Annotated in this window: 11 protein-coding genes; 3 read left to right on the top strand and 8 right to left on the bottom strand. The window is 69.7% G+C overall.

The features are described 5' to 3' along the window. The first annotated feature begins 5 nt into the window (after window positions 1-5). Both ACGFSA_RS15770 and pyk read left to right on the top strand, forming a co-directional pair. A complete protein-coding gene (locus ACGFSA_RS15770) occupies window positions 6-1,355 on the top strand; it encodes an acetate kinase (protein ID WP_393304444.1) in 1,350 nt (449 codons plus the stop codon). Window positions 1,356-1,429: 74 nt separating this feature from the next. Continuing rightward, on the top strand, window positions 1,430-2,860 hold the full coding sequence (gene pyk, locus ACGFSA_RS15765) for a pyruvate kinase (RefSeq protein WP_266981363.1): 1,431 nt from the start codon (window positions 1,430-1,432) through the stop codon (window positions 2,858-2,860). Between the two features lie 101 nt (window positions 2,861-2,961). On the opposite strand, the gene ACGFSA_RS15760 is transcribed toward pyk, so the two are convergent. The 4 genes from ACGFSA_RS15760 to ACGFSA_RS15745 all read right to left on the bottom strand — a co-directional run bounded on the left by ACGFSA_RS15760 (window position 2,962) and on the right by ACGFSA_RS15745 (window position 7,122). Next, window positions 2,962-4,233: a hypothetical protein gene (locus ACGFSA_RS15760; RefSeq protein ID WP_393304441.1), complete on the bottom strand. Its 1,272-nt coding sequence runs from the start codon at window positions 4,231-4,233 to the stop codon at window positions 2,962-2,964. After that, the gene (locus tag ACGFSA_RS15755; RefSeq protein ID WP_393304439.1) at window positions 4,223-4,789 is read right to left on the bottom strand and encodes a DUF6114 domain-containing protein; all 567 of its coding nucleotides are present in this window, start codon (window positions 4,787-4,789) and stop codon (window positions 4,223-4,225) included. Before ACGFSA_RS15755 ends, ACGFSA_RS15760 begins: the two co-directional genes overlap by 11 nt. A 97-nt stretch (window positions 4,790-4,886) precedes the next feature. Continuing rightward, a complete protein-coding gene (locus ACGFSA_RS15750) occupies window positions 4,887-5,540 on the bottom strand; it encodes a DUF6230 family protein (RefSeq protein WP_393304437.1) in 654 nt (217 codons plus the stop codon). Window positions 5,541-6,141: 601 nt separating this feature from the next. Further along, a complete protein-coding gene (locus ACGFSA_RS15745; RefSeq protein WP_393304435.1) occupies window positions 6,142-7,122 on the bottom strand; it encodes a tetratricopeptide repeat protein in 981 nt (326 codons plus the stop codon). Window positions 7,123-7,440: 318 nt separating this feature from the next. On the opposite strand from ACGFSA_RS15745, the gene ACGFSA_RS15740 reads away from it, so the two are divergent. After that, window positions 7,441-8,070: a TetR/AcrR family transcriptional regulator gene (locus ACGFSA_RS15740; protein ID WP_366689599.1), complete on the top strand. Its 630-nt coding sequence runs from the start codon at window positions 7,441-7,443 to the stop codon at window positions 8,068-8,070. Between the two features lie 50 nt (window positions 8,071-8,120). Here ACGFSA_RS15740 and ACGFSA_RS15735 read toward each other — a convergent pair whose 3' ends face one another. The 4 genes from ACGFSA_RS15735 to ACGFSA_RS15720 form a co-directional block, all read right to left on the bottom strand. Beyond that, on the bottom strand, window positions 8,121-9,821 hold the full coding sequence (locus ACGFSA_RS15735) for a methylmalonyl-CoA mutase (RefSeq protein ID WP_376664614.1): 1,701 nt from the start codon (window positions 9,819-9,821) through the stop codon (window positions 8,121-8,123). Between the two features lie 75 nt (window positions 9,822-9,896). Further along, the gene (locus ACGFSA_RS15730) at window positions 9,897-10,229 is read right to left on the bottom strand and encodes a DUF3817 domain-containing protein (protein ID WP_393304432.1); all 333 of its coding nucleotides are present in this window, start codon (window positions 10,227-10,229) and stop codon (window positions 9,897-9,899) included. A gap of 60 nt (window positions 10,230-10,289) precedes the next feature. Then, complete coding sequence (locus ACGFSA_RS15725) at window positions 10,290-10,799, bottom strand: MarR family winged helix-turn-helix transcriptional regulator (RefSeq protein WP_393304430.1); 510 nt, start codon at window positions 10,797-10,799, stop codon at window positions 10,290-10,292. Window positions 10,800-10,809: 10 nt separating this feature from the next. Further along, entirely contained in the window at window positions 10,810-12,291 is a 1,482-nt protein-coding gene (locus ACGFSA_RS15720) for an MFS transporter (protein WP_393304428.1), read from the bottom strand. Between the last annotated feature and the right edge of the window lie 63 nt (window positions 12,292-12,354).

The following is a 12,354-nucleotide window of genomic DNA, read 5'->3' as shown; positions in this document are numbered from 1 at the left end:
TCCGGATGACCACCCCCACGAAGAAAGGTTCCGCCGCCGTGCAGGCCCGTCGCGTCCTCGTCCTCAACTCCGGCTCCTCATCGGTGAAGTACCAGCTCCTCGACATGGACGACCGCTCCCGGCTCGCGATCGGCCTGGTCGAGCGGATCGGCGAGGACACCTCCCGTCTGCTGCACACCCCGCTGACCGAATCAGAAGAGGTGGCCCGAAGGGCCTCCGTTGAGGGTGGTGGTGGGCGACGGGCGGGAGGCGCCGGGACACGCGAGCGCACGGGCAGGATCGCCGACCACGAGGCGGCGCTGAAGGCGGCGGCCGAGGAGCTGGCCGCGGACGGGCTGGGGCTGGACTCTCCCGAGCTGGCGGCGATCGGCCACCGGGTGGTGCACGGCGGCCTGCGTTTCACCGAGCCGACCGTGATCAACGACGAGGTGCTGGCGGAGATCGAGCGGCTCGTCCCGGTGGCGCCGCTGCACAACCCGGCGAATATCATCGGGATCCGTACCGCACAGGCGCTCCGCCCCGACCTGCCCCAGGTCGCCGTCTTCGACACCGCGTTCCACACGACGATGCCGGAGTACGCCGCGCGCTACGCGATCGACGTGGAGACCGCGGACGCCCACCGCATCCGGCGCTACGGCTTCCACGGCACCTCGCACGCGTACGTCTCCCGCAAGGCCGCCGAGCTGCTGGGACGTACCCCCGAGGAGGTCAACGTCATCGTGCTGCACCTGGGCAACGGCGCCTCGGCGTCGGCGGTGGCGGGCGGCCGGTGCGTGGAGACGTCGATGGGACTGACCCCGCTGGAGGGGCTGGTGATGGGGACCCGGTCCGGGGACATCGACCCGGCGGTCACCTTCCATCTGAAGCGGGTGGCGGGGATGTCAATCGACGAGATCGACGTCCTGCTCAACAAGAGGAGCGGTCTGGTCGGGCTCTGCGGGGACAACGACATGCGGGAGATCCGGCGCCGGATCGACGAGGGCGACGAGCGGGCGGCGCTGGCGTTCGACATCTATGTGCACCGGCTGAAGAAGTACATCGGCGCCTATTCGGCGGTCCTCGGGCGGGTGGATGCCGTGGTGTTCACGGCGGGGGTCGGGGAGAACTCGGCGCCCGTACGGGAGGCTGCGATCGCCGGTCTCGAAGGGTTCGGCCTCGCGGTGGACGCCGGTCTCAACGCCGTGCGGTCCGGTGAACCGAGGCTGATCTCGCCGGACTACGCGCGGGTCGCGGTCGCCGTGGTGCCGACGGACGAGGAGCTGGAGATCGCCGGCCAGACCTTCGCGCTGGTCGAACGGCTCGGACGGACCGCACAGCCCGGGCAGGCCGAACCGCTCGGACAGGTCGACAACTGAGCACCCCCGCGCCCCTTTGTATCTTCCACCAGCCGGAATATTCCGCAGCGAAACAAACCGATAGGATCCGCCTCATGCGCCGTTCCAAAATCGTCTGCACCCTCGGTCCCGCCGTCGACTCGCACGAGCAGCTCGTCGCTCTGATCGAGGCCGGCATGAGCGTGGCCCGATTCAACTTCAGCCACGGCTCCCACGAGGAACACCAGGGCCGTTACGACCGCGTCCGCCGGGCCGCCGCCGAGACCGGCCGGGCGGTCGGTGTACTCGCCGACCTCCAGGGCCCGAAGATCCGCCTGGCGAAGTTCGCCGAGGGCCCCGTCGAACTGGTCCGCGGGGACGAGTTCACCATCACCACCGAGGACGTCCCCGGTGACAAGTCGATCTGCGGTACGACCTACAAGGGACTGCCGGGCGACGTCGACAAGGGCGACCCGATCCTGATCAACGACGGCAACGTCGAGCTGAAGGTCGTCGAGGTCGAGGGTTCCCGGGTCAAGACCATCGTCATCGAGGGCGGGGTGATCTCCGACCACAAGGGGATCAACCTGCCGGGTGCGGCGGTCAACGTCCCGGCCCTGTCCGAGAAGGACGTCGAGGACCTCCGCTTCGCCCTGCGGATGGGCTGCGACCTGGTCGCCCTCTCCTTCGTACGCGACGCCGACGACGTCAAGGACGTCCACAAGATCATGGACGAGGAGGGCCGCCGGGTCCCCGTCATCGCCAAGGTCGAGAAGCCGCAGGCCGTCGAGCACATGGAGGGCGTCGTCATGGCGTTCGACGGTGTGATGGTCGCCCGCGGCGACCTGGCCGTCGAGTACCCCCTGGAGAAGGTCCCGATGGTGCAGAAGCGCCTCGTGGAGCTCTGCCGGCGGAACGCCAAGCCGGTGATCGTGGCGACCCAGATGATGGAGTCGATGATCACCAACTCGCGGCCGACCCGCGCCGAGGCGTCCGACGTCGCCAACGCGATCCTGGACGGGGCCGACGCGGTCATGCTGTCCGCCGAGTCCAGCGTGGGCGCGTACCCGATCGAGACGGTCAAGACGATGTCGAAGATCGTCGTCGCCGCCGAGGAGGAGCTGCTCTCCAAGGGCCTGCAGCCGCTGGTGCCGGGCAAGAAGCCCCGCACCCAGGGCGGTTCGGTGGCCCGCGCGGCCTGCGAGATCGCGGACTTCCTGAACGGCAAGGCGCTGGTCGCCTTCACCAAGTCCGGTGACACGGCCCGTCGGCTCTCCCGCTACCGCGCCGCGCAGCCCATCCTGGCCTTCACCACCGACGAGTCCACCCGCAACCAGCTCGCGCTGAGCTGGGGCGTCGAGGCCCACGTCGTGCCGCACGTGGACAACACCGACGCCATGGTGGACCTGGTCGACGCGGAACTGCTGAAGCTGAGCCGCTACAACGCCGGCGACACGATGGTCATCACGGCCGGTTCGCCCCCCGGCGTCCCCGGCACCACCAACATGGTCCGGGTGCACCACGTGGGCGGCAGCGACCGCGGCTGACGAGCCATCGCACCGGCATACGGCTGTGGCCCGCACCCCCTTCGACGGGGGTGCGGGCCACAGCCCTGTGCGGCTCCCTGACGGGTCCTTGAGTCACTTCATCAACTGTTGCCGCCGGTGAAGTAGTTGTGCAGCCCGGGCACCTTGAGCGTGCCGCCGAACTGGCCGGCCTGGGTGACCTTGACCTTGGTGAAGAAGGCGAAGGGTACGTTCAGCGGCGGCGGGGTCTGCGGGCTGAACGTGACCGGGATGAGGCCGAAGAGGTTGCCCTTCAGCTCCTCCGTATACATCGTCACCGTGCCGTTGCGGATGGTGGACGTCGAGCCCTTCCGCGCCTGGACGTGGCCGGTGGTGCCGACCGGACCCTCGGTCAGCTGGTGCAGGTCCTTGATGTCGACGGACGACGCGGTGAACTTCAGCACCTTCTTCGTGGTGCCGTCGCCCTTCTCCACCTCGACGATGCCCTTGTAGTCGAGCCCGTTCAGGGTGAGCAGCGAGCTCTCCAGGATCCACGGCTGGTTCGGAAGCCTGGGGATGCCCTGCTCCCGTTCCGCCGCGGCCAGCGCCTCGGGGTCGGCCGTGGGGCACGGGAACGGCTGCTTGGCACCGTCCGGGATGTCGTCGTCCTTCTTGGGGTCGAGTCCCTTGGCGCTCTCGTCGAGCTCCTTGACCGACGTGCCCGCCTTGTCGGCCGCGTCGCGGATGGCGTCGGCGGTCTTGCCGGCCGTGTCCTTCGCCGCGTCCGTCACCTTGACCACGGGCTTCTCGGTGGGCTCGCTCGTCGCGGAGGCCGACGGCTTCAGGGACGCGGTGGTGGCGCTCTCGGACGGGCTCGCCGTCGCCCGATCCGGTCCGTCGAGGAGGTCCCCCAGCGCGTCGCCGACGCCCAGCGGATCGAGCGGGTTGTTCGTCGCGCTGGGCGACGGCGAGGCGCTCGGCGTCGCGGCGGACGCCACGCTCTGCTGGTCCGCCGCTCCGTTCGCCGACGGGGTCGCCGACGGCTTCGGCGTCGCCTCGGGACTCTGGTCCGCACCGCTGCCGCCGGCACCGGTGGACGCACTGGCGGACGGGGACGGCGTCTTCGTCTCCGACGCGGACGCCGAGGGTTCCGGCGACTGGCTCGGCTCGTCGGAGCGGGTCACGCAGGGGCCCGGCGCGAAGGGGATGTCCGTCGCGTCGTCGGCGAGCGCAAGCCTGGGGGTGAGCCCCATCCCGACAAAGACGGCCGTCGGCATCGCGGCGAGAGCGAACGCCTTGCCCGCGGGTATGTGAAGCTTCGTCAGCAGCGACTTCCTGGGGGCCGCGTGACGCGGTCCGCTTCTTGTCGAGAGGTCCTCACCGGCCGAGTTCAGCTGCGTCTCGTCACTCCCCACGATGCCTCCCGCCCTCGACCTCTGCTGTCGCGTCGTACTGCTGCGGCTGCTGGGGCACCGATGCCGCGCTCTGGAACTCGGGCTCGGGCTCCTGCGTACCGGACCCGGCGTCCTTGAACACCGCGCCCTGAGCACCGCCATGTGCGGCGGTCGGCTTCGGCTCGCCCGGGGCCCAGGAGATGGAGAGCGCTCCACCGAGCAGGGAGAACAGAAAACCGATCAGGAATCCGCCGATGTTGGCGACCGGTATGGAGATCAGCGCCAGCAGGATCGCGGCGACTCCGGCGAACACTCTCACGATGTGGTGGAACCACATGGTGAGGCCCAGCGTGATCAGCAGGACCCCAATGATCAGCGATCCCGCACCGGCGGTCGTGGACATCGCCAGCGTGACGTTGCCGAGATGCATGTTGGCGTACGGGAAGTACGCGATGGGTAGACCACCCACCATGGTGAACAGGCCCGCCCAGAACGGCCGGTTACCCCGCCAGGTGCGGAATCCCCGCCGGAAGACGCGGAGGTAGTGCTCGTTCTGCCCTGTGGACTCGGGGCTCATGGAAAACAGCTCCCTGGAACCGGTACTGCTGTGAGAAGAGAAGGGGCGGGCGGCCGGAGGTCCGTGGCGGGTACCCCGGCCACCCTGGGCAAGTGCCCTAGTAGCAGGGCTTGTCGCCGGACTTCAGCCGCAGGCTCAGGTTGCTGAGCTTGAAGGTGCCGGCGGTGGTCGCCCACGCCGTCTGCTGCACGTTGGTCAGCTTGGCTTCCTCGGCGCGCTGCGCGAAACCGTTCGGGTTCGCCTGGGTGCGAGGCTGGATGCCTATCGAATCAGGGTTGTTCGGGTTCCTGAGGGAACCCGCAGCAACACCGATGTCGATGTTCTTGAACTCGGCGTCCGCGTTGAGCTCGGCGATGTCCAGGTACAGATTGGTCGCCTCGACCGGCTTCTGCGGGTTCGTACCCGCCGTCAGCCGCAGCGTGACGGTGCCGAGACCGAACGGAAGGTTCGGAGTGACCACCGACTGGCACATGTTGGTGATCGTGGCATCGCTGAAGCCGGACACGGCCACGGCGTGCGCCCCGTCCTTGCCCTGAGGATCCGTGCCGGTGGCCACGCTGCCGTACTGCACGAAGTTGTGGCCGACGAGACTGTCCGCGGTCACCTTGAAGCTCTGGCCGGACACGCTGAACGACGCCGCGAGGGCGCCCTGGGCGAGACCGATGCCCACCGCGGCGGTCGCCGCCACGCTCGGCACCATGACCAGAGCGAAACGCTTCCATCTGGTGCCGCCACGAACCTGGGAACTCATATTTTTCTTCCTCCTTCTCGGACGTACATCTCCGGTCCGGGCCTGGGCCCGTCCTGGGATGGGAGAAGTGCTACGTCCTCGGGAAGGAGAGCGCCCGCGCACGGAGGCAGGAACCGCGTCCGAATCACCGGCGATCACCCCCGAGCGACAACCACTGGCCACGCAATCGCGCAACCTGTTCGGACAGGCCCTGCCGGACGGCAGGAACCCCCCTGTCCGCGGTCGGCGCCACTGCCGCCGACCCACTCGGTGGGGACCCGAACGGCCGCCGCGCCGACTGGCGGTCGGGCTGGCGTCATCGGACCGAGCGTGGCCGATCGTGGTGCATTAGCGCCCGCGACACAAGGGGGTTCGTTACTCGCTAGTAACGGCCCGATAACCAAGGCGCGCCAGGGCGGCGCCACCCGGCCACACAGGGTGGCGTCTCTCGCGAGGAGGAAAGGGAGAATTGGGGTTCTTAAGCGGACAGAATCCCGCGCACGATTTACTGGTAGTAACAGTCCGCGCTTTTATCAAGATTTGGTAAAGCGAGGGTGGCTGTTGTCGCCGGATCGCGAAAACGGCCGCGACGCCCCGGGGACGCCACGGCCGCGTTGTCACATCAGAACAAGACGCGCGCCAGCGCCGTGCGGGCCGCGACGACACGTGGATCGTCGGGGCCGATGACCTCGAAAAGCTCCAGCAGCCGCAGCCGTGCCATGTCCCGGTCCTCACCGAAATTCCGGCGCACGGTCTCGACGAGGCGCCCGAAGGCGTCCTCGACATGGCCGCCGACCAGATCCAGATCGGCGGCGGCGATCTGCGCCGCCACATCGGTCGGCTTCTCGGCGGCGTCGTCGCGAACCTGCTGCGGGTCCATGTCCCGCACCCGGGCGAGCAGTTCGGCCTGGGCGAGGCCGAGCTTGGCCTCGGTGTTGGCCGGGTCGTCGGCGAGCACGTTCTTGTACGCCTGGACGGCGCCACCGAAGTCATTGGCGTCCAGCGCCCGCACGGCCGCTTCGAGCAGTGCATCGTACGGTCCCGCGGGCACCTCGGCCGGAGCCTGCCCGGCGCCCTCCGGGCCGGCGGCCTCCTGGTCGACCGCGATCCCGGTGAGCCCGAACCGCTCCTCGCCGACCTGGATCAGCTGGTCCAGCGTCTGCCGGATCTGGGTCTCGGGGGCCGCGCCCTGGAAGAGCGGGAGGGCCTGCCCGGCAACGACGGCGAAGACCGCCGGGATGCCCTGGATGCCGAACTGCTGCATCAGCATCTGGTTGGCGTCGACATCGACCTTGGCCAGCACGAAGCGGCCGTTGTACTCATGGGCCAGGCGCTCCAGGAGGGGGCCCAGCTGCTTGCACGGCTCGCACCACTCGGCCCAGAAGTCGATGACGACGGGGACCTCGGCGGAGCGCTGGAGGACATCGCTCTCGAAGCCCGCCTCATCGACATCGATCACCAGGGAGGACGGGGGGACGGCGCCGCCGCCACCTTGCCGGGCGGCCTCGGCACGGGCCTGCTCCGCCTTCACCTTGGCCTCGCCGGCCGCCTTCACCGCGGCGAGGTCGACGACGCCGCTCATGGACATGTTCCTAGGCTGCATACGTACATCCTCCCCCCTCGGCACGCTGTTCCGGAAAGCGATCCGGGAACCGCATCCGTCCGTGGTACCCGCCGGTGTGCGGGACGCGCGGACCTCCGCGGTCCAATGACCCTCGAAGGGCCTGTTCTCGGTGCCGGGTCCCCACCCGGCACATGTGGCTGTCGTTCGCTCGTGGCGTGACGACGGCCTGGCCGTCGTCCTTACGCTACGACCCGTAGCGTAACTGTCCCGCACCCCTCGCGCGCAGGAGCGTCCAGTGATCTGTCTCACGGTGAACGCGACCGACCGGTTCTCCTTACTGGCGGGTATGGTCACCGCATGCTGAGCCACGGCCACCCCAAACCTGGGCGAACGGGACGACCGCGCAGCGCCGCGGCCGATGAGGCGATCCTGGAGGCCTGCCGCGCGTCCCTGGTCGATCTCGGCTGGTCGAAGCTGACGATGGGCGATGTGGCGACGCGGGCCGGGGTCGCCAAGACGACGCTCTACCGGCGCTGGGCGGGCAAGAACGAACTGGTCGTGGACGCCGTCGCGGCCCTCTTCGACGAGCTGGAACTGCCGGACCTGGGCAGCCTGTCGGCCGATGTGCAGAACGTGGTGCTGCAGTTCGCGGCACTGCTGGACCGCCCGGAGACCAGGACGGCGCTGATGGCCGTGGTCGCCGAGTCGACCCGTGACGACGCGCTGAGGGCCCGGATCCGCGATTCGATCGTGGACCGGCAGAAGCGGCTCGTGCTGCTGGGACGGCAACGGGCGCAGCAGCGCGGCGAGCTGCCCGTCGAACCGGACGAGGCGTCGGCGGCCTCGACCGCCGACCTGATCTTCGATGTGATCGCCGGTGCGGTCGTGCACCGGACGCTGGTGAGCGCCGAGCCCGTCGACGAGGACTGGGCCCGGCGCTTCACCGTTCTGCTGCTTGCGGGGCTGGGCGCGGCAGCCGCCACGTAGCGGGCGGCCCCCACCGGCCTCCCCCTGTCGCGGGGGAGGCCGTAAGACCCTCAGAAGCCGGGCGGCTCGGTGTACGTGCCCCACTCGTCCCGCAGGACCCCGCAGATCTCACCGAGCGTCGCCTCGGCCCTGACGGCGTCCAGCATCGGTCCGATCATGTTCGAGCCGTCGCGGGCGGCGGCCAGCATCGCGTCCAGCGAGGCGCGGACCCGGGCGTCGTCGCGGGCGGCCTTGCGGACGGCGAGCTCGCGGACCTGCTCGCGCTCGACCTCGTGGCTGACCCGCAGGATCTCCAGATCGCCGGTGACCGAGCCGTGGTGGACGTTGACGCCGACGACGCGCTTGTCGCCCTTCTCCAGCGACTGCTGGTACCGGAACGCGGACTCGGCGATCTCGCCGGTGAACCAGCCGTCCTCGATGCCGCGCAGGATGCCGGAGGTCATGGGCCCGATGGGGTGCTGCCCGTCCGGGTGCGCCCTGGTGCCGCGCTCCTTGATCCGGTCGAAGATCTTCTCGGCGTCGGCCTCGATCCGGTCGGTCAGCTGCTCGACGTACCACGAGCCGCCCAGCGGGTCGGCGACGTTGGCGACGCCGGTCTCCTCCATCAGCACCTGCTGGGTGCGCAGGGCGATCTCCGCCGCCTGCTCGGACGGGAGCGCGAGGGTCTCGTCGAGGGCGTTGGTGTGCAGCGAGTTGGTGCCGCCGAGGACGGCGGAGAGCGCCTCGACCGCGGTCCGTACGACGTTGTTGTACGGCTGCTGGGCGGTCAGGGAGACCCCGGCGGTCTGGGTGTGGAAGCGGAGCCACTGCGCCTTGTCGGTCTTCGCCCCGTACACCTCCTTCATCCAGCGGGCCCAGATCCGGCGGGCGGCGCGGAACTTGGCGATCTCCTCGAAGAAGTCGAGGTGCGCGTCGAAGAAGAAGGACAGACCGGGGGCGAAGGTGTCGACGTCGAGCCCCCGGGAGAGGCCGAGCTCCACGTAGCCGAAGCCGTCGGCGAGGGTGTAGGCGAGCTCCTGCGCGGCCGTCGCCCCGGCCTCGCGGATGTGGTAGCCGGAGACCGAGAGCGGCTTGTACGCGGGGATGTCGCGCGCGCAGTGCTCCATCAGGTCGCCGATGAGACGCAGATGGGGCTCGGGCTGGAAGAGCCATTCCTTCTGTGCGATGTACTCCTTGAAGATGTCGGTCTGGAGCGTGCCGTTGAGCACGCCCGGGTCGACGCCCTGGCGCTCGGCGGCGACCAGGTACATGCAGAAGACGGGGACGGCGGGTCCGCTGATCGTCATGGATGTCGTGACGTCGCCGAGCGGGATGTCCTTGAAGAGGACCTCCATGTCGGCGGCGGAGTCGATGGCGACACCGCAGTGCCCGACCTCGCCGAGCGAGCGCGGTTCGTCGGAGTCGCGGCCCATCAGCGTCGGCATGTCGAAGGCGACGCTGAGCCCGCCGCCGCCCGCGGCGAGGATCATCTTGTACCGCTCGTTGGTCTGCTCGGCGTTGCCGAAGCCGGCGAACTGGCGGATGGTCCAGGTGCGGCCGCGGTAGCCGGTCGGGTAGAGACCCCGGGTGAAGGGGTACTCGCCGGGCCAGCCGATCCGCTCGAATCCCTCGTACGTGTCCCCGGGGCGGGGCCCGTACGCGGGCTCCACCGGGTCCCCGGAGAGCGTGGTGAAGTCCGCGTCACGCTTGCGGGCCTTGTCGTAACGGGCCTGCCAGCGTCGGCGGCCTTCCTCGATCGCGTCAGCGTCCATGGACCCCAATTTACTAGGACGTCCTAGTAAATGTCGATGACAAACCGCCCGGTGCTTCGCACGGGGCGGTTCGGGTCAGGCTTTGGCTGTCACCGGGGAGCCGTCCGCGATCAGCGGCTCGACCTCCTGGACGACCTTGCGCTCGACGAAGAACGCGGCCGTCGGGATCGTGCCGGAGGCCAGCACCCAGAGGAGCTTGCCGAGCGGCATCTTCGCCTTGGAGCCCAGGTCGAAGGCGAAGATCAGGTAGATGATGTACAGCACACCGTGGATCTGGGAGACGACGAGCGTCAGCCCCGCACCGGTGTCGAAGCCGTACTTGAAGACCATGCAGGTGCAGAGCACCAGCAACATGACGGCGGTGACGTAGGCCATCACCCGGTACCGGGTCAGCACACTGCGTTTCATGACGTCGAGCGTAACCGGGCGCCGGGGGCGATCTTGCAGCGGGCCGGGGGGCGCGCGGCGCTACTTCTCCTCGAAGTCCTTGGCCGCGATCCGCAGTGGGCGCAACAGTGCGAAGATCTCCTCGCACTCCTCGGCGTCGTACACCCCGAGCCCGAACTCCATGTCCACCAGGTCCCGGGTGGCCGCCTCGACGACCTCTCGGCCCTTGCCGGTGATCGAGGCGAGGGTGCCTCGGCCGTCGTTCGGGTTGGGGCGCTTGTCGACCAGACCCGACCTGACCAGCCGGTCCACGGTGTTCGTTACGGAGGTGGGATGGACCATCAGCCGCTCGCCGATCTTGGACATCGGCAGCTCACCGGCCTTGGAGAAGGTGAGCAGCACCAGTGCCTCGTACCGCGCGAAGGTCAGTCCGTACGGTTTGACGACCGCGTCGACCTCGGCGAGCAGGATCTGCTGCGCACGCATGATCGAGGTGATCGCCGCCATCGAGGGGACGGGACCCCAGCGCTGCTGCCAGAGTTCGTCGGCGCGGGCGATGGGGTCGAACGGGAGACTGAGCGGCTTCGGCACGGGATCGACCTTACCCACTGGTCATATGCTGGTCAGCCCCGTCTCGTACTTCGGTCCGAGGACCGTGCACGGGTTCCGTGCTCCTGACCTCGCGGACGAGGACGAGCGTGCACACCGTACCGATCACGGCGGCCCCGGCGACCACCTGATGTACGGGGACGAATTCGGCGGCGAGGCCGGCGAGGGCCATGCCGACGCCCTGGACCGTCATCAGCCCGGCGGTGAGCAGGGTCATGGCCCGGCCCCGCAGCTCCTCCGGGACGGCGTCGACGAACCACTGGTCGAGGCCGATGACGTACGCCGCCCCCACCCCGGCCAGCGCGAGCGCGACGACGCTCAGCACCATGCCGGGGCGGAACCCGTACAGCACGAGGGGCAGCAGCCCCGCGGCGGCGACCGGCAGCACGATCCTGGAGCGCAGGCGCGGGGCGAGCACCGCGCCCACGTACAGCTCAGCACCGATGTGACCGACCGGCATCGCGCACATGAGGAGTCCGAGCGCGGCCGGGCCGACACCGATCTCGTCCGCGTACGGTGCGGCGAGCGCCTCGGGTGCCACGACGAACATCGGCGGCAGCCAGAAGAGCAGCATCAGCGCGCGGATCCTGCGGTCGGCGAGGACGGTACGGGCTCCGGCGAGCGAGTCCTTGAGCAGGGCGCCGCCTGCGCCGCTGCCGCTCCGGGCGGGCCGGTCCCGGGTCCCGAAGCGGAGCAGCGCCGCCGAGCAGAGGAAGGTCCCGACGGTGATCGTGATCGCCCCGCGCGCGGAGACCGCGGCGAGCAGCACACCGCCCACCCCGAAGCCGATCAGCAGTGCGCTCTGCGAGACGATCCGCAGCAGCGAGCGGCCCAGTACATAGAGATCGCCCTCGCCGAGGATGTCGGTGAGCGCGGCCATACGCGTCCCGGTGAAGACGGGCGACACGGAGGCGACGAGACAGCGCAGCGCGAGGAGCCCGCCGACGGGGGTGCCGGGCAGCACCATGACGGCGACACAGCCCGCGCAGATCAGATCGCAGGTGACCAGGACCCGGCGGGCGGGGTAGCGGTCGGCGACCCCGGCGAAGAGCGTGCCGCCGACGAGGTACGGGAGGAGACCGAGCGCGAAGGTGAGGGCGCTGAGCAGGGGCGAGCCGGTGAGGTCGTAGACGAGGACGGTGAGCGCGATCTCGCTGACGACGACGCCGAGGAGGGAGAGCAGGTGTGCGGCGAAGACGGCACGGAACTCCCGTACGGCGATGACGGCGCGGTAGCCGCGGGGGGTGCCGGGGTCCGGGGCGGAAGCCGGAGCCCGGAGCGCGGGCGACGGGTTCGGGTCACTGGGGTCGGCGCGCTCCGGGGACGGGGCCGGGGACGGCGCCGCTCCTGCGGGGCGGACGTTCGCGGCGCGGCATGCGGCTGACGGGTCCTGGGGTGAGGGGCCCGTCGGGCCGCTCGGGGGATCCACCGCATCGCGGGGGCCGCCCGCCGGGGCGGGGCTGTTGCTCGGCATGGACGCAGCGTGGAGGAGCACGGCCCGCACTCCATAGACTTTCGGCTGACACCGAATCTTCGC

The sequence above is a fragment of the Streptomyces sp. NPDC048496 genome (assembly GCF_043200055.1).
Lineage (GTDB): Bacteria > Actinomycetota > Actinomycetes > Streptomycetales > Streptomycetaceae > Streptomyces.
Note: the sequence above shows the minus strand (reverse complement) of the source record. Positions and strands in the feature narration are given on the sequence as shown.

Bases quoted from the DNA above. Each gene is read 5' to 3' on its own strand.
- ACGFSA_RS15745 (WP_393304435.1), bottom strand. From the start codon at position 7,122: ATGCAGCCTAGGAACATGTCCATGAGCGGCGTCGTCGACCTCGCCGCG.
- ACGFSA_RS15770 (WP_393304444.1), top strand. From the start codon at position 6: ATGACCACCCCCACGAAGAAAGGTTCCGCCGCCGTGCAGGCCCGTCGC.
- ACGFSA_RS15755 (WP_393304439.1), bottom strand. From the start codon at position 4,789: ATGAGCCCCGAGTCCACAGGGCAGAACGAGCACTACCTCCGCGTCTTC.
- ACGFSA_RS15740 (WP_366689599.1), top strand. From the start codon at position 7,441: ATGCTGAGCCACGGCCACCCCAAACCTGGGCGAACGGGACGACCGCGC.
- ACGFSA_RS15735 (WP_376664614.1), bottom strand. From the start codon at position 9,821: ATGGACGCTGACGCGATCGAGGAAGGCCGCCGACGCTGGCAGGCCCGT.
- ACGFSA_RS15750 (WP_393304437.1), bottom strand. From the start codon at position 5,540: ATGAGTTCCCAGGTTCGTGGCGGCACCAGATGGAAGCGTTTCGCTCTG.
- ACGFSA_RS15730 (WP_393304432.1), bottom strand. From the start codon at position 10,229: ATGAAACGCAGTGTGCTGACCCGGTACCGGGTGATGGCCTACGTCACC.
- ACGFSA_RS15720 (WP_393304428.1), bottom strand. From the start codon at position 12,291: ATGCCGAGCAACAGCCCCGCCCCGGCGGGCGGCCCCCGCGATGCGGTG.
- pyk (WP_266981363.1), top strand. From the start codon at position 1,430: ATGCGCCGTTCCAAAATCGTCTGCACCCTCGGTCCCGCCGTCGACTCG.